Source organism: Pseudomonas sp. FSL L8-0168 (genome assembly GCF_037976155.1).
GTDB lineage: Bacteria > Pseudomonadota > Gammaproteobacteria > Pseudomonadales > Pseudomonadaceae > Aquipseudomonas > Aquipseudomonas paracarnis.
Map to the genome: position 1 here is coordinate 2,995,970 of NZ_CP150262.1, position 15,882 is coordinate 3,011,851.

Below are 15,882 nucleotides of genomic sequence, written 5' to 3' on the forward strand. Positions count from 1 at the left end.
ATGGCCATCCTGATCTGCATCCTGCTGTCGCTCGCCGCCGTCGCCTTGATCGTCGGCAACCTGCTGGAGCAGAAGCGCCGTCAACGCCTGGTCAGCCAACGCCTGCAAGGCCAACTGACCCGCGAGGACAAACTCGGCAGCCTGATGCGCCAGTTGGGCGCCAGCGCCGTGGCCCAGCGCTCGGTCAGCCTGGACAACGAAACCCAGACCCTGCTCAACCGCGTCGGCTGGCGCAAAGCCAACCAGCGGTCCATGTTTGCGGCTTTCCAGATCGGCGTGCCCATCGTGCTACTGGGCTTGACCCTGCTCGGCCAGCAACTGCTGTTCCCCCATGCTGGCTCGCCCTGGATTGCCCCGGCAATTGCCCTGGGCATCGGTTACCTGCTGCCCAAACGCATCCTGGCCCTCAGCGCGAAATACCGCCAGGAGCGCATCGCTCGGGAAATTTCCACCTTCATTCCGTTGCTGCGCATCCTGTTCGAATCCGGCATGGCAGTTGAGCAATCGCTGCGGGTGTTGAGCACCGAAGCCCAGCGCTTGCTGCCAGACCTGACCCATGAACTGCGGCTGGTCCTGGCAAGGGTCGACTCGGGTCTGGAGCTGTCCGAAGAGTTGGGCAAGACCGCACGCCTGCTGGCCGTGGATGAGTTCACCGACACCTGCATCATCCTTCAGCAGTTGATCCACCAAGGCGGCGGTGCGATGAAATCCCTGCTGGCCCTCAAGCAGTTGCTCGACGACCGCCGCCTGACCCGCCTGCAGGAATACATTTCGAAGATGTCCGCGAAGATGTCCGTGGTGATGATGGTGTTCCTGTTTCCCGCCTTGCTGATCGTGCTGGGGGGGCCGGCCATGATCGCCATCTCCCGAGCCTTGAATAATTTTTGAGGAGCCTGCCATGAAACCACTGATCGTCGCCTTGAGCCTGCTGATGCTGGGCGGTTGTGCCAGCAATGGCCAGGTTCCGTGGGCCGGGTTGCTGGCGCCGGGCAGTTGCCCCAAGCCCAGCGCCGACCAGGAGCTGTCGCTGAACCTGGCCGATGACATGGCCAACGAAGGCAAGCTGCACGCCAGCCTCGCCAACCTGCAGAACCTGCCCAGCACCCTGCCCCAGGTTCGTCAACGCCAGGCCCGTGCCTATCGCTTGCTGGGCCGTGCTGACGCCGAGCCGTTGTACCGCAGCCTGCTGGGCACCTGCCTGGCCGCCGACGGTGAGCACGGCCTGGGGCAACTGGCATCGGCCAAGGGCGACAACGGCCAGGCCATGGCTCACCTGCAACGTGCGGCACGGCTGGCGCCCACCGACGAAAAAATCCGCAATGACCTGGGCGTGGTGTACCTCGATCAACGGCGCCTGGACGACGCACGCTTTGAATTCATGACCGCCATCGAGCTCAAGCAAAGCGATCAACTGGCGGCAGTGAACCTGGTGACCTTGCTGATCTATCAGGACAATTGGGAGCAGGCCGCGAAAGTGGTCGGCCAACTCGGGTTGAGCCCTGATCAGGTGACCCGGGCCCAGGCACGGGCGCAACACCTCAAGGAGGCTGGCACGGCACCGCAGCGTCCAGTCAAAGATCAGGTAGCGGCGGTCAGCGACACGCTGCCGGCCTCTGTGAAATAGGGAGTCGATGATGAAATTCCACCACCTTGCCGGCCTTGCCTGCCTGGCGCTGCCCCTCCTTGCTTCGGCCATCGAAGCGGGGCCATCTTCACCCCGGCAGGCAGAAACGGAAAACTGGATGGCGCTGCAACTGAGCGGGCGTGCAGCCTCGGCCAACCCGCAAAAAACCACGCCGGCAGAACGCGAACAGGCGCTCAAGCGCTGGCTGGACAGCAACAAGCATCCAATCCCGGAGTTTTTTGATCAGAAAGTAGGCGGGACTGCGCAGGGCAGCAAATAAAATCCCCCCTGTAGGAGCGAGCAAGCTCGCTCCTACAGGGGGCGGTGCTAGTGCGCCGTTACTCGCTGGCGCATCGCCGAGTTGTTCGGTGACAACGCCAGCGCCAACTGCGTGCGGTTGTGCATATGGGTCAGGCGTAATACCTGGGACACATACAGCTTGACCGTGTTCTCGGTAATCCCCAGCTCACAGGCAATCTGGTAGTTGGTCTGGCCCTTGCCCACCAGGCGGGCCACGTCCAACTGGCGCGGTGACAGTTGATTGAAGATCGCCGGGATCTCCAACGGCCCGGCTTCATCGGCCGAAGGGTCCCCGTCATGGTCCTGAGGCGTCGGGTTTCGGCGTACCTTGTCCAAGTCCATATACAAGTCGTTGATGGATTCGGACAGGTACTGCAACTTCTGGTTGAGCGTGCCCAGCTGCAGGTCTTTCTGCCGCTCCTCCAATGCCGCTTCCTGGCGCTTGAGGCCCTCGAGCAATTCATCGAGGTTGATCGGCTTCTGGTAGTAATCAGCGATGCCCGCACGCAGGGCCTTGATCACATCCTGCTTGTCGGCGCGCCCGGTAAGCATGATCGCTTCGAACGCGCGATGTTTGCCGGCGATGCGTTGCAGCGCCTGGACCAGCTCGATGCCGTCCATGTCCGGCATATGCAGGTCACACAGCACTAAACCGATCTGAAGGTCTTCCTTGAAACGCTGGACAGCTTGCTCACTGGACTCGCACGGGACACAACGGTACCCGCTGCTTTCAAGAAATTCACAGAGCTCCTCTACGATTAAGGGTTGATCGTCGACTACGAGCACTTTTACTGCGGACGTAAGCTTGTTCACGCGCTACTCCATGCCTGGCAAGCCAAATGATGACCTATCCTTTCTGACGAAAATTCCTACACAACTCCTGATTAAACGTAGACGTACTTTCCGACTATGTACATAGCATTAATCAACTCGCGCGACTGATGGATCCAAAACCAGCTGCCGGCAAAACCTGTCAAAACGAAGGGCGCAAAAGGCTGTTTTGTTGACGCTTGCCCTCCCCGTTCAACGCGGTTTGAGCTAAGCCCTTGATGCATAAGTGTCCAGGCCACCATGGCGATGCCCGCACCGATCAACGCCCCCAGCAGGTACTCGATATTGGAGGCCAGCCCCAGGGCGGCGAGCAACTTCACATCTCCCGCGCCAAAGCGGCCCAACGCATAACCCGGCAAAGTCAGCACCAACGCCAAGGCCAAGGCCAGCCCCCCCTCGCTGCGAGGCGCGCCCAGCCACGTCGACCCCGCCCACAGCAGGTAGATCAACGCCAGCAGCCCAACGCCCAGGGTCAGCGTATTGGCAATCTGGCGCTGGCGAATATCCTGCACGGCACATACGCCCAACCACAGCACAATCACTAGCGTCTGGATCACGTAAAAAACATCCCTTTTGGCTGAATGATTCTATGCTGATATCAAGTACTCGCCTCAGGGTAGACGCAGTCATGAAATCGAGCCTCCCGAGAAAGCAAAAAGGTGCTGCGGCGATCGAGTTTGCCTTGGTCTTCGTGATTTTCTTTGCGGTGTTCTACGGCATGCTCAGCTACAGCTTGCCATTGCTGTTGATGCAGTCATTTCACCAGGCGGCGGCTGAAGGGGTACGCCGCAGTGTGTCCCTGGACCCCAGCACCGCAGGCTATTCGGCCCTGGTGGTGCAACGCGCCAAGGATGCCGCCCAGGCCCAATTGAACTGGATCCCCGGCTCACTGAAATTCTTGCCCGGCTATATCACCGCCACCTACACCAATAATTTGCTGACGGTGAAGATCACCTACCCCTCGGCCAATATCAAAGCGGTCCTGCCGGCCCTGGTATTGCCCGGGGTGGGCACCGTACCCAACCTGCCCACCAACCTCACTGCTACCTCGAGCCTTCAGTTTTGACGACGGGGGATAAATTGTTCGCACGCCTGCGCGGACGCAGCAGCGACCTGGCCTTGGACGCGCCAGCAGCACCCGCGCCGGGCCTGCAAGTGCAATTGGACAACCTGGGTCGGGTGCTGAGCATCTCAGGCACCTTGAGGCCTTTGCTTGCCCAGCATCTTGCTAACGCGCCCAACCCGCCCTTGCAGACCTTGCTGTGTGCCGATAGCGCACTGAGTGTCGAGGGCACGCCGCAGGAGTGGCAACGACACGGCCTGGACCTCGACTTTCAGGGCGCTGCCGGCCAGGTCCTGCATACCCGCGGCTGGATCGAGCCGGAGGGTGACGGCTGGGCCCTGCACCTGCTGGACATCACTGACCTGCTGGCCGACCGAGTACGGGTGCAGCAACGCGAACAGAACCACCAACTCGCCGCCCTGATGAGCGAACAGCTGCGCGTGTGCAGCCTCAACCGCTTGCCCCAGGTGTTCAGCGAACACCTGCGCAGCGTGGCCCAGCGCTGGCGCATCCCCTGCGTCGCCATGGCACTGCTCGACGAAGATGACCAGGGCTGGCGCATCTACAGCCACTACGCCGCCCACGACGCCCCGGCCTTATGGCAAACCGGGCAACACCTGGGCACCAGCCTGGACAGCATCAACGGCAACACGCCACTGAGCCTGGACATTGTCCAGGGGCGCAGCGACAACCCGCGCCTGCACGGTGTATTTGGCAATGCCGACGGCTTCCTGGTGCCGTACCGCGACAGCCATGGCGCCGCCGCGTGGCTGCTGTGTGGTTTTTATAACGGCCAGGCACACCACACCGGCGAGCGTGACTGGCTGAACCTGTGCGCAGCACTCGCCGCGCCGCTGCTGGGCCGCCTGCGCGAACAGCGTCACCACCAGCAACTGGAACGGGTTGAAGCCCTGCAAGGCCTGCTCGGCACTGGCTGGTGGGAACTGTTGCCCGCCACCCAGGAGATCCAGCTGGCGCCACAATTGCTGCGCAACCTGAGCCTGGACGAAGGCCCCACCCGCCAACCTCTCGGCACTTGGCTCGAACTTATCCACCCCGCCGACCGCCAGGCCCTCGACAGCCGCCTGCAAGACCTGCAAGCCCTGGGCAAGCCACTGCTGACCAGCGTGCGCCTGCAACGCACCGAGCCTGAGCAGTCGCCCCTGTGGTACCGCATACAAGGCCAAGTGCTGGGCGCCGGCAATGAACGGCGCTGGATCGGCTTCATGCTCGACATCAGCGACATCCAGAACCAGCAACTGCAAGCCGCCGCCGCCCATGCGCGCCTGGACAACCTGATCGCCAGCTCACCGGCCGTCATCTATGTGCAGCGCTACGTCAACGGCGCGCTGCACCCGGCGTTTTTCAGCGCCAGCCTGTTGCCGCTGCTGGGCTGGACCTTGGCCGATTGCAACCACGACACCCTGGCGGCGCTGATCCACCCCGACGACCGAGAACGCTACTTCGAACGCACCCGCCAACTGCTGCGCGAAGGCAACGTGCGCAGCCGCTACCGCCTGCGCGACAAACAAGGCAACTACCACTGGCTGCTCGACGAAGCCAAGCTTTTGCGCGACGACCTCGGCCTGCCGGTGGAAGCCGTAGGCCTGTGGCTGGACGTCACCGAAGCGACCCTGGCCGCCGAGCAGGTGCGCCAAAGTGAAGAACGCTACCGCATCCTGGTAGAAGACTCGCCAGCGATGATCTGTCGCTACCGCCCCGACCTGATCCTCACCTTCGGCAACACGCCGCTGGCCAATTACCTGGAATGTCGGCCCGAGCAATTGCCAGGCATCGACCTGGGCCAGTGGCTGTCGGATGAACAACGCGCCGCCTTTGTACAGCGCATCCAGCAACTGACCCCGGAATTCCCGGTGAGCACGGCGGAAATCAGCCTGCAACTGCCGGGGCGCGAACATGCCTGGTGGGTGTGGTCGGACCGTGGCGTCTTCGATGAACAAGGCGCCCTGATCGAGGTGCAGGCCGTGGGGCGCGACAACACCGAAGTACGCCGCTCCCAGCAGCAACTGACCCAAAGCGCGAAAATGGCCACCCTCGGCGAAATGGCCACCGGCCTGGCCCATGAGATCAACCAACCGCTGAACGTGATGCACATGGCCGTCGTCAACGTGCTCAAGCGCCTGGGCAATGGCGATGTGCAAATCGACTACCTCACGGAAAAACTCCAGCGCATCGACGCCCAGGTGCAACGTGCAGCACGGGTGGTCGACCATATGCGCGTGTTCGGCCGCCGCTCGGAAATCGAGCAGCAACCGTTCGACCCGGCGCAGGCGCTGGAGGGCACCCTGTCCCTGCTCAGCGAAGGCCTGCGCGGCAAAGGTGTGGACGTGCGCATCAGCCCTGCGGACTTCTCGGTGCAGGTCAAAGGCTATGTCGACCAGCTGGAGCAGGTGCTGATCAACCTGATGGTCAACGCCCGTGACGCATTGCTCAGCCAACGAGAAAAAGACCCTGCCCTGCGCCCCTGGATTGCCCTGCACAGCGAGCACGACAGCCGCCATGTGCGTATCTGGGTTGAAGACAACGCCGGCGGGATAGACCCGCGCTTGCTGGAGCGGATTTTCGAGCCCTTCTTTACCACCAAGCCAATCGGCGTCGGTACCGGGCTGGGGCTCTCGGTGAGCTATGGGATTGTGGAAAATATGGGCGGACGCCTGAGCGTTACCAACAGCGAGGCCGGCGCGAAATTCTGCATCGAACTCCCCATCGCGCAGAACTAATTCAACGCTAACCACGATGCGAAGCGAGCTGCTCTTGATCTGCTCTTGATCTGCTTTTGATCTTGATCTTAAGCGCCCCGTCAAACCACGCTGGCCGGAATTCGCCAGGGATTTGGGGGGCAAACCGGCAGGGATGCCGGTTTAGCCGCCCCGCGCCATGGATGGCGCGTGGCGGCGGCCCCCCAAATCACTGGCGGATTACGGGCACACCGAGCCTGGGCGAGGTGCCGAGTGGTGGGGCAAGAGCCCTTTTGGTTACTTTTGGGGCTCTTTTCCAAAAGTGACCCGCTGTAAAAGCGGAACCCTAGGTGGCCGTTACCGCAGGAATGGATATGTACACAATCCAACTGTGTCGCCTGCCAGGCCGCCTTCGCGAGCAAGCCCGCTCCCACAGTTGGATTGCGGGGGTGTCAGGTAGATATGTGTCGCCTGGGAGGCCGTCATCGCAGGCAAGCCAGCTCCCACATTTGGACTGCGGGGGTGTCAGGTAGATTGGCGTCGGCTGTCAGGCCGCCATCACAGGCAAGCCAGCTCCCACAGTTGGATCGTTGGGTGTCAGGTAGATTGGCGTCGGCTGGCAGGCCGTCATCCCAGACAAGCCCTACATTTTGTCCCGTGTTGAATCAGGAACCGAGGCTGATGCCATTGGCCGGCAATGGCAATGCGGTTTTGTAGCGCACTTGCTTCAAGGCAAAGCTGGAGCGAATGTTCGCCACCCCCGGCACCTTGGTCAAAAAGTCCATCATGAAACGCTCCAGCGACTGAATCGTGGGCACCAACACCCGGATCAAATAGTCCGGGTCGCCGGCCATCAGGTAGCACTCCATCACCTCAGGCCGATCCGAGATCGCCCCTTCGAATTGCTGCAGCGCCAGCTCGTTCTGTTTTTCCAGGCTCACATGGATGAACACATTGACGTGCAGCCCCAGCAAATCAGCATCCAGCAGCGTGACCTGCTCACGAATCAGCCCCAGTTCTTCCATCGCCTTGACCCGGTTGAAACACGGCGTGGGCGACAGGTTGACCGAGCGGGCCAGGTCGGCATTGGTGATCCGGGCATTCTCCTGCAGGGCGTTGAGAATGCCGATATCGGTACGGTCCAGTTTGCGCATGAGACAAAATCACCTGTTTATTATGTTTATGCAGTTTTTTTATCCGCAAATGACCGTGAGCGCAATGAAACACAGATAAATATTCTTCTACGCCACGCCTATGATTGTTGTAGGACAAGATTTCTTCTACCCGAAGACTGACTGTCAGCTAGCGCGCCCACTACAAGAAATTCACAAGATAGAGCGTAGAAAGCCATGACCCAGCCGTATGCACCGCTGCGCCTGCACGTTCCCGAACCCTCGGGCCGCCCAGGCTGCAAGACCGACTTCACCTACCTGCGTTTGACCGACGCCGGCCTGGTACGCAAACCCGCCATCGACGTAGAACCGGCCGACACCGCCGACCTGGCCAAGGGCCTGATCCGCGTGCTCGACGATCAGGGCCAGGCCCTTGGCCCGTGGGCCGAGGGTGTCTCCACCGAGATCATGCGCCGCGGCATGCGCGCCATGCTCAAGACGCGCATTTTCGACAACCGCATGGTGGTCGCCCAGCGTCAGAAAAAAATGTCGTTCTACATGCAAAGCCTTGGCGAAGAAGCCATCGGCAGCGCCCAGGCCCTGGCCTTGAATATCGACGACATGTGCTTCCCCACCTATCGCCAGCAAAGCATCCTGATGGCCCGCGAGGTGCCGCTGGTGGACCTGATCTGCCAACTGCTGTCCAACGAGCGCGACCCGCTCAAGGGCCGCCAGTTGCCGATCATGTATTCGGTCAAGGAGGCGGGCTTCTTCACTATTTCCGGCAACCTCGCCACCCAATTCGTGCAGGGCGTGGGTTGGGGCATGGCCTCGGCGATCAAGGGCGATACCAAGATCGCCTCGGCCTGGATCGGCGACGGCGCCACTGCTGAATCGGACTTCCACACCGCCCTCACCTTCGCCCACGTGTACCGCGCGCCAGTGATTCTCAACGTGGTCAACAACCAGTGGGCGATTTCCACCTTCCAGGCCATCGCCGGCGGTGAAGCCACCACCTTCGCCGGACGCGGCGTCGGTTGCGGCATCGCTTCCCTGCGCGTGGACGGCAACGACTTTATCGCCGTGTACGCCGCCTCGGCCTGGGCGGCCGAGCGTGCGCGCCGCAACCTGGGGCCCACCCTGATCGAGTGGGTCACCTACCGCGCCGGCCCACACTCCACCTCCGATGACCCATCCAAGTACCGTCCCGCCGACGACTGGAGCCACTTCCCGCTGGGCGATCCGATTGCCCGCCTCAAGCAGCACCTGATCAAGATTGGCCAGTGGTCCGAAGAGGAACACGCGGCGGTCAGTGCCGAACTTGAAGCCGAAGTGGTCAAGGCGCAGAAGGAAGCCGAACAGTACGGCACCCTCGCCGGTGGCCAGATTCCAAGCGCCGCGACCATGTTCGAGGACGTCTATAAAGAGATGCCGGAGCACCTGAAGCGCCAGCGTCAAGAGTTGGGGGTGTGACATGAACGACCACAACAACAGCATCGAACTGGAAACCGCCATGACCACCACCACCATGACCATGATCCAGGCCCTGCGCTCGGCCATGGATGTGATGCTTGAGCGTGACGACAACGTGGTGGTGTTCGGCCAGGACGTCGGGTACTTCGGCGGCGTGTTCCGTTGCACCGAAGGCTTGCAGACCAAGTATGGCAGCTCGCGGGTGTTTGACGCCCCCATTTCGGAAAGCGGCATCGTCGGCGTGGCCGTGGGCATGGGCGCCTATGGTTTGCGCCCGGTGGCCGAAATCCAGTTCGCCGACTACGTCTACCCCGCCACCGACCAGATCATCTCCGAGGCGGCGCGCCTGCGTTATCGCTCGGCCGGCCAGTTCACTGCGCCCTTGACCATGCGCATGCCCTGCGGTGGCGGCATCTATGGCGGCCAGACCCACAGCCAGAGTATCGAAGCGGTGTTCACCCAGGTCTGCGGCCTGCGCACGGTGATGCCGTCCAACCCCTATGACGCCAAGGGCCTGCTGATCGCCTCCATCGAAAACGATGACCCGGTGATCTTCCTCGAACCCAAGCGCCTGTATAACGGCCCTTTCGATGGCCACCACGACCGCCCGGTAACGCCGTGGTCGAAACACCCCCAAGCCCAGGTGCCGGACGGTTACTACACCGTGCCGCTGGATGTGGCCGCCATCGTGCGTCCGGGTTCGGCCGTGACCGTGCTGACCTACGGCACCACCGTGTATGTGTCGCAAGTCGCCGCTGAAGAAACCGGCATCGACGCCGAGGTCATCGACCTGCGCAGCCTGTGGCCGCTGGACCTGGAGACCATCGTCAAGTCGGTGAAAAAGACCGGCCGTTGCGTGGTGGTGCATGAGGCCACGCGCACCTGCGGCTTTGGTGCCGAGTTGGTTTCGCTGGTGCAAGAGCATTGCTTCCACCACCTGGAAGCGCCGATCGAACGCGTCACCGGTTGGGACACCCCCTACCCGCACGCGCAGGAATGGGCGTATTTCCCAGGGCCGTCCCGAGTGGGCGCGGCGTTGAAACGGGTCATGGAGGTCTGAATGGGCACGCACGTTATCAAGATGCCGGACATTGGCGAAGGCATCGCGGAAGTTGAATTGTCGGTATGGCATGTAAAGGTCGGCGACCTGGTGGTTGAAGACCAGGTGCTGGCGGATGTGATGACCGACAAGGCGATGGTGGATATTCCCTCGCCGGTCCACGGCAAGGTGATTTCCCTCGGCGGCGAGCCGGGTGAGGTCATGGCAGTGGGCAGTATTTTGATCAGCATTGAAGTAGAAGGCGCAGGCAATACCAAGGATGTCCCGGTGGTTGCCGAGCCGGCGAAGGCCGCGCCGCCTGTGGCCGAAGCCAAACCGGTACAGGCGCCGGTAGAAAGCAAGCCCGCTGCAGCAGTGAAAGCGCCGCAAGCGCCCGTGGCCCGTGAAGCCAGCGAACGCCCATTGGCCTCGCCTGCCGTGCGCAAACACGCGCTGGATGCCGGGATTCAACTGCGCCTGGTCCAGGGCACAGGGCCTGCCGGCCGAATTCTGCATGAAGACCTGGAGGCTTACTTGCGCCAGGGCACGGCAACGGGCGCCAGTGCCGCCAACCCTTACGCCGAGCGCAACGACGAACACCAAATCCCGGTGATCGGCATGCGCCGCAAGATCGCCCAGCGCATGCAGGACGCCACCCGGCGCGCCGCGCATTTCAGCTACGTGGAAGAAATCGACGTCACCGCCCTCGACGAGTTGCGCGTGCATCTCAACGAGAAGCACGGTGCGACACGCGGCAAGCTGACCCTGCTGCCGTTTATCGTGCGGGCCATGGTGGTAGCCTTGCGCGACTTCCCGCAGATCAATGCGCGTTACGACGACGAAGCCCAGGTCATCACTCGCCTCGGTGCCGTGCACGTGGGCGTCGCCACCCAGAGCGACGTGGGCCTGATGGTGCCGGTGGTACGTCACGCCGAAGCCCGCAGCCTGTGGGGCACTGCCGAAGAAATCGCGCGTTTGGCCAATGCCGCACGCACAGGCAAGGCCAGCCGCGATGAGCTGTCCGGTTCCACCATCACCCTGACCAGCCTTGGCGCCTTGGGCGGCATTGTCAGCACGCCGGTGCTGAACCTGCCGGAAGTGGCCATCGTCGGCGTCAACCGTATCGTTGAGCGGCCGATGGTGATCAAGGGCCAGATTGTGGTGCGCAAGATGATGAACCTCTCCAGCTCCTTCGATCACCGCGTGGTCGATGGCATGGACGCGGCGCAATTCATCCAGGCCATTCGCGGCCTGCTCGAACAACCCGCCAGCCTGTTCCTGGAGTAAGGGCATGACTCAGACATTGCACACCACGCTGCTGATTATCGGCGGCGGCCCCGGCGGTTATGTGGCGGCGATTCGCGCAGGCCAACTGGGCATTCCCACCATCCTGGTGGAAGGCCAGGCACTGGGCGGCACCTGCCTGAACATTGGCTGCATTCCCTCCAAGGCGCTGATCCATGTGGCCGAGCAGTTCCAGCAAACCGTGCACCATAGCCAGGGCTCGCAACTGGGCATTGAAGTGGATGTACCGACCCTGGACATCCGCAAGAGCGTGGAATGGAAAGACGGCATCGTCGACCGTCTGACCACCGGCGTGGCCGCGCTGTTGAAGAAGCACAAGGTGCAGGTGATCCATGGCTGGGCCAAGGTCATCGACGGCAAGACTGTCGAGGTGGGCGAGCAGCGCATCCAGTGCGAACACCTGCTGCTGGCCACCGGCTCGACAAGCGTCAACCTGCCGATGCTGCCGATTGGCGGGCCGATTATCTCCTCCACCGAAGCCCTGGCACCGACCCATGTGCCCCGGCGCCTGATCGTGGTGGGCGGTGGTTATATCGGCCTGGAACTGGGGATTGCCTACCGCAAGCTGGGTGCCGACGTCAGTGTGGTCGAGGCCCAGGCGCACATCCTGCCGGCCTACGACGCCGAGCTGACCCTGCCGGTGGCTGAATCCTTGAAGAAACTTGGCGTGAAGCTGTACCTGGAACACAGCGTCACCGGCTTTGCCGACGGCAAACTGCAGGTGCGCGCCCCCAACGGCGACATCTTGGCGCTGGACACCGACCAGGTGCTGGTCGCCGTGGGGCGCAAACCCAACACCCAGGGTTGGAACCTCGAAGCGCTGAACCTGGACATGAACGGCGCGGCGATCAAGATCGACAGCCGCTGCCAGACCAGCATGCGCAACGTGTACGCCATCGGCGACCTCAGCGGCGAGCCGATGCTGGCGCACCGGGCCATGGCCCAGGGAGAAATGGTTGCCGAACTGATCAGCGGCAAGGCCCGCGAATTCAACCCGGCGGCAATTCCGGCGGTGTGCTTTACCGACCCGGAACTGGTGGTGGTCGGCAAGACCCCGGACGAGGCCAAGGCTGCCGGCCTGGATTGCATTGTGTCGAGCTTCCCCTTCGCCGCCAATGGCCGGGCCATGACGCTGGAGTCCAAAGCCGGCTTCGTGCGGGTGGTGGCGCGACGTGACAATCACTTGATTGTTGGCTGGCAAGCCGTGGGGGCCGGAGTGTCCGAGCTGTCGACCGCGTTCGGCCTGAGCCTGGAAATGGGTGCGCGCCTGGAGGATGTGGCCGGCACCATCCATGCCCACCCGACCCTGGGTGAAGCGGTGCAGGAAGCCGCGCTGCGGGCGTTGGGCCACGCGTTGCACCTGTAAAACCGTGGCGTGGCTATCGCAGGCAAGCCAGCTCCCACACTTGGAATGCATTCCAATGTGGGAGCCGGGCTTGCCCGCGATAGCGGTGCATTAGCCAATGCAGAGGTTGAATGGTCCGCCGCCCTCCTCCCACACCGGCCAAGAATGCAGTATTGTTGCGCCCATCCAGAAAAAAAATCCGACTTGACCAGAGATAGAGGGTGTCATGGGTAACGAGAGCATCAATTGGGACAAGCTGGGTTTTGACTACATCAAGACCGACAAGCGGTTTCTCCAGGTCTGGAAAAACGGCGAATGGCAAGCTGGCACCCTGACCGACGACAATGTGCTGCACATCAGCGAGGGCTCCACTGCCCTGCATTATGGCCAGCAATGCTTCGAGGGCCTGAAGGCCTACCGTTGCAAGGACGGTTCGATCAACCTGTTCCGCCCGGACCAGAACGCCGCCCGCATGCAGCGCAGCTGTGGCCGCCTGCTGATGCCACAAGTGCCGACCGACGCGTTCATCGACGCCTGCAAACAAGTGGTCAAGGCCAACGAGCGCTTCATCCCGCCGTACGGCAGTGGCGGCGCGCTGTACCTGCGCCCGTTCGTGATCGGCACCGGTGACAACATCGGCGTGCGTACCGCGCCGGAGTTCATCTTCTCGGTGTTCTGCATCCCGGTCGGTGCCTACTTCAAGGGCGGCCTGGTGCCGCACAACTTCCAGATCTCCGGCTACGACCGCGCCGCGCCGCAAGGCACCGGTGCCGCCAAGGTCGGTGGCAACTACGCCGCCAGCCTGATGCCCGGCTCGGAAGCGAAGAAATCCGGTTTCGCCGACGCGATCTACCTGGACCCGATGACCCACTCGAAAATCGAAGAAGTCGGCTCGGCCAACTTCTTCGGGATCACCCACGACAACCAGTTCATCACGCCGAAGTCGCCTTCGGTATTGCCAGGCATCACCCGCCTGTCGCTGATCGAACTGGCCCAGACCCGCCTGGGCCTGGAAGTGGTCGAGGGCGAAGTGTTCATCGACAAGCTGGACCAATTCAAGGAAGCCGGCGCCTGCGGTACCGCTGCGGTGATCTCGCCTATCGGCGGCATCCAGTACAACGGCAAGCTGCACGTGTTCCACAGCGAGACCGAAGTCGGCCCGATCACCCAGAAGCTCTACAAAGAGCTGACCGGTGTGCAGACCGGTGACGTTGAAGCGCCGGCGGGTTGGATCGTCAAGGTCTGACAGCCACGAAAGCCAGCGACACCACAAAACCCCTGTGGAAGCTGGCTTGCCTGCGATAGCGATCTGTCAGCCAGCATATGATCGTTCCCACGCTCCGCGTGGGAATGCTATGCATCCCCTGACGCTCCGCGTCACCTGTTGTCCGGCGGGACGCGGAGCATCCCAGGCGGCATTCCCACGCAGAGCGTGGGAACGATCAAAGGCCCACCGCTATCGCAGGCAAGCCAGCTCCCACACTGGTTTCTACGCCTTCAAGAGCGTGGCGCAATATTCTCGCCAATCTTCTTGCCCATACTGATCCTCGGCTCCACCCCATACCCTAACGCTTCATAAAACCCTAAGTGTTGTCCGGCGGGACGCGGAGCGTCCCAGGCGGCATTCCCACGCAGAGCGTGGGAACGATCAACTGTAAATGCATACACCCTGTCAAGTTTGACAGTAGAGATGCGCAGGGATCGAGATTATAAATGCAGAGGCTGGATTCTCACCAAACCTCAAGGAGACACCTCATGGGCAACTTTATCATTCACCTCACGACAGATGACTTCGAAGGTGACGCAAGCAAAGAAATATTGATGGAAGTATTGAATGCCCCCAACGATCCCGACCCTCTTCTGGTGTATGCCAGCTCCAGCGAAAAAAATGGTTTTTATGACCGCTCCTCAAGCCCGGGGGATGCCGACGGTGACGGCGATGTCGAAGGGGATATTGACGACAAGATCCTGTTTCTGAACTTGGCGAATGCTTTTGCGGCAATGAAAGGCTATACCGCGAAGCGGAAAAAAAATAAGCGTAAGCCTTAAAGGCTAGACGGATGATCAGATTGCTGTCGGTCATCTACTTTGTCCTGGAATACACTCAACGATCCTCTTCCCCATACTGATCCTCGGCTCCACCCCATACCCCAACGCCTCATAAAACCCCACCACCACGTCATTGCCGCCGGTGATCTGCAGGTTGATCTTCATGCAACCCAGCGCCGTCAACGCCTGTTCGGCATAGCGCACCAGCGACGATCCCAGGCCATGGCGCCGATAGTCGGTATGCACCGCCACCGAATACAACCAGCCACGATGCCCGTCATAGCCGGCGAGAATGGTACCGATCACGGCTTTGTTGTCGGTGGCAACGAAGAACAACCCGTCGTTGACCGCCAGTTTCTTATCAATCGCCAGGCTCGGCAGGTTATGCGCGGTGTCATAGCCAAACGCCTGCTGCCATAACTCAATCACCTGGGCACGGTGTTGACGGTCGCGATAAGGCCCTATGGGGTGGCGGGACAACAGCGTTTTTTCCATCACCAACGTGCGCTCATTGCCGTGGTACACGTCACGCACGTTGTGAAAACCCAACTTGGCGTAGAAGGCTTGCGCCGTCAGCGAGGACGGCACGCTCAAGACCGTCACGCCGGCTTCACGGGCGCGCAGTTCGATCTCGATCATCAACAATCGGCCAATGCCCTGCCCTTGCAGCGCTGGGTTGACGAACACCGAGCGCACCACATTGCCATCCAGTGAGGCCGTAGCGACGATCAGTTGATCCTGAGTCGCCACCAACACTACCCGCCGCTGGAGCAATGCCAGCACAGCGTCGGGGGTGAAGTTGCTGGCAACCCGCGCAATCACATCCGCGGGGTAATCACGTGCGTTGCTGCTGTGCAGCGCAGCCAGGATGACGTGGCTGATACCTTCGGCATCGGAAGGTTGGGCAAGGCGAACAGCGGTAGACATGGTTCCTCCTGGCTGACACAGCGATAACAATCACCACAATACCAATGTGGGAGCTGGCTTGCCTGCGATAGCGGTGGGCCAGCCAGATGAATGGGGCTGACACACCGCTATCACA

The 15,882-nt window shown here is 61.6% G+C and carries 15 protein-coding genes; 11 read left to right on the top strand and 4 right to left on the bottom strand.

From position 1 onward, the window contains the following. Genes MHH62_RS13315 through MHH62_RS13325 form a run of 3 tightly spaced genes read left to right on the top strand, consistent with a single transcriptional unit; the run spans position 1 to position 1,904 of the window. Positions 1-888, top strand: coding sequence for a type II secretion system F family protein (locus MHH62_RS13315; protein WP_019818343.1), 888 nt, complete (start codon positions 1-3; stop codon positions 886-888). Positions 889-898: 10 nt separating this feature from the next. Continuing rightward, positions 899-1,624: a tetratricopeptide repeat protein gene (locus MHH62_RS13320; RefSeq protein WP_019818344.1), complete on the top strand. Its 726-nt coding sequence runs from the start codon at positions 899-901 to the stop codon at positions 1,622-1,624. Between the two features lie 10 nt (positions 1,625-1,634). Next, positions 1,635-1,904, top strand: a complete 270-nt coding sequence (locus MHH62_RS13325; RefSeq protein WP_003188221.1) for a DUF3613 domain-containing protein — start codon at positions 1,635-1,637, stop codon at positions 1,902-1,904. A 47-nt stretch (positions 1,905-1,951) separates the two neighbouring features. On the opposite strand, the gene MHH62_RS13330 is transcribed toward MHH62_RS13325, so the two are convergent. Continuing rightward, positions 1,952-2,737: a response regulator transcription factor gene (locus MHH62_RS13330; RefSeq protein WP_072434928.1), complete on the bottom strand. Its 786-nt coding sequence runs from the start codon at positions 2,735-2,737 to the stop codon at positions 1,952-1,954. Between the two features lie 71 nt (positions 2,738-2,808). After that, positions 2,809-3,312, bottom strand: a complete 504-nt coding sequence (locus MHH62_RS13335) for a prepilin peptidase (protein ID WP_014716746.1) — start codon at positions 3,310-3,312, stop codon at positions 2,809-2,811. Between the two features lie 71 nt (positions 3,313-3,383). Here MHH62_RS13335 and MHH62_RS13340 point away from each other — a divergent pair, with 71 nt between their 5' ends. Beyond that, positions 3,384-3,821, top strand: coding sequence for a TadE family protein (locus MHH62_RS13340; protein ID WP_003188217.1), 438 nt, complete (start codon positions 3,384-3,386; stop codon positions 3,819-3,821). Then, entirely contained in the window at positions 3,818-6,559 is a 2,742-nt protein-coding gene (locus MHH62_RS13345) for a PAS domain-containing sensor histidine kinase (protein WP_198833904.1), read from the top strand. The genes MHH62_RS13340 and MHH62_RS13345 overlap by 4 nt, the downstream gene beginning before the upstream one ends. A gap of 623 nt (positions 6,560-7,182) precedes the next feature. On the opposite strand, the gene bkdR is transcribed toward MHH62_RS13345, so the two are convergent. Further along, the gene (gene bkdR, locus MHH62_RS13350) at positions 7,183-7,671 is read right to left on the bottom strand and encodes a Bkd operon transcriptional regulator BkdR (RefSeq protein WP_003174877.1); all 489 of its coding nucleotides are present in this window, start codon (positions 7,669-7,671) and stop codon (positions 7,183-7,185) included. A 195-nt stretch (positions 7,672-7,866) separates the two neighbouring features. Between bkdR and MHH62_RS13355 the strand changes: the two genes are divergently transcribed. The 6 genes from MHH62_RS13355 to MHH62_RS13380 all read left to right on the top strand — a co-directional run bounded on the left by MHH62_RS13355 (position 7,867) and on the right by MHH62_RS13380 (position 14,840). Then, positions 7,867-9,102 (top strand): 3-methyl-2-oxobutanoate dehydrogenase (2-methylpropanoyl-transferring) subunit alpha, encoded by a 1,236-nt coding sequence (locus MHH62_RS13355; RefSeq protein ID WP_014719015.1) that lies wholly within the window; start codon positions 7,867-7,869, stop codon positions 9,100-9,102. Position 9,103: 1 nt separating this feature from the next. Then, on the top strand, positions 9,104-10,162 hold the full coding sequence (locus MHH62_RS13360) for an alpha-ketoacid dehydrogenase subunit beta (protein ID WP_005789444.1): 1,059 nt from the start codon (positions 9,104-9,106) through the stop codon (positions 10,160-10,162). Then, positions 10,163-11,428, top strand: a complete 1,266-nt coding sequence (locus MHH62_RS13365; RefSeq protein ID WP_014719016.1) for a dihydrolipoamide acetyltransferase family protein — start codon at positions 10,163-10,165, stop codon at positions 11,426-11,428. A 4-nt stretch (positions 11,429-11,432) separates the two neighbouring features. Beyond that, positions 11,433-12,812, top strand: coding sequence for a dihydrolipoyl dehydrogenase (lpdA, locus tag MHH62_RS13370; protein ID WP_038450611.1), 1,380 nt, complete (start codon positions 11,433-11,435; stop codon positions 12,810-12,812). Between the two features lie 205 nt (positions 12,813-13,017). Further along, positions 13,018-14,037, top strand: coding sequence for a branched-chain amino acid aminotransferase (locus tag MHH62_RS13375; RefSeq protein ID WP_003192309.1), 1,020 nt, complete (start codon positions 13,018-13,020; stop codon positions 14,035-14,037). A 509-nt stretch (positions 14,038-14,546) separates the two neighbouring features. Continuing rightward, positions 14,547-14,840: a hypothetical protein gene (locus MHH62_RS13380; protein WP_137270572.1), complete on the top strand. Its 294-nt coding sequence runs from the start codon at positions 14,547-14,549 to the stop codon at positions 14,838-14,840. A gap of 30 nt (positions 14,841-14,870) precedes the next feature. Here the strand turns inward: MHH62_RS13380 and MHH62_RS13385 are convergent, their stop codons facing one another. Further along, complete coding sequence (locus MHH62_RS13385) at positions 14,871-15,767, bottom strand: GNAT family acetyltransferase (protein ID WP_198833344.1); 897 nt, start codon at positions 15,765-15,767, stop codon at positions 14,871-14,873. Between the last annotated feature and the right edge of the window lie 115 nt (positions 15,768-15,882).

Excerpts from the sequence above, each read along its gene's own strand:
- MHH62_RS13315 (WP_019818343.1), top strand. The coding sequence starts at position 1 with ATGGCCATCCTGATCTGCATCCTGCTGTCGCTCGCCGCCGTCGCCTTG.
- MHH62_RS13320 (WP_019818344.1), top strand. The coding sequence starts at position 899 with ATGAAACCACTGATCGTCGCCTTGAGCCTGCTGATGCTGGGCGGTTGT.
- MHH62_RS13325 (WP_003188221.1), top strand. The coding sequence starts at position 1,635 with ATGAAATTCCACCACCTTGCCGGCCTTGCCTGCCTGGCGCTGCCCCTC.
- MHH62_RS13340 (WP_003188217.1), top strand. The coding sequence starts at position 3,384 with ATGAAATCGAGCCTCCCGAGAAAGCAAAAAGGTGCTGCGGCGATCGAG.
- bkdR (WP_003174877.1), bottom strand. The coding sequence starts at position 7,671 with ATGCGCAAACTGGACCGTACCGATATCGGCATTCTCAACGCCCTGCAG.
- MHH62_RS13355 (WP_014719015.1), top strand. The coding sequence starts at position 7,867 with ATGACCCAGCCGTATGCACCGCTGCGCCTGCACGTTCCCGAACCCTCG.
- MHH62_RS13360 (WP_005789444.1), top strand. The coding sequence starts at position 9,104 with ATGAACGACCACAACAACAGCATCGAACTGGAAACCGCCATGACCACC.
- MHH62_RS13365 (WP_014719016.1), top strand. The coding sequence starts at position 10,163 with ATGGGCACGCACGTTATCAAGATGCCGGACATTGGCGAAGGCATCGCG.
- lpdA (WP_038450611.1), top strand. The coding sequence starts at position 11,433 with ATGACTCAGACATTGCACACCACGCTGCTGATTATCGGCGGCGGCCCC.
- MHH62_RS13375 (WP_003192309.1), top strand. The coding sequence starts at position 13,018 with ATGGGTAACGAGAGCATCAATTGGGACAAGCTGGGTTTTGACTACATC.
- MHH62_RS13380 (WP_137270572.1), top strand. The coding sequence starts at position 14,547 with ATGGGCAACTTTATCATTCACCTCACGACAGATGACTTCGAAGGTGAC.
- MHH62_RS13385 (WP_198833344.1), bottom strand. The coding sequence starts at position 15,767 with ATGTCTACCGCTGTTCGCCTTGCCCAACCTTCCGATGCCGAAGGTATC.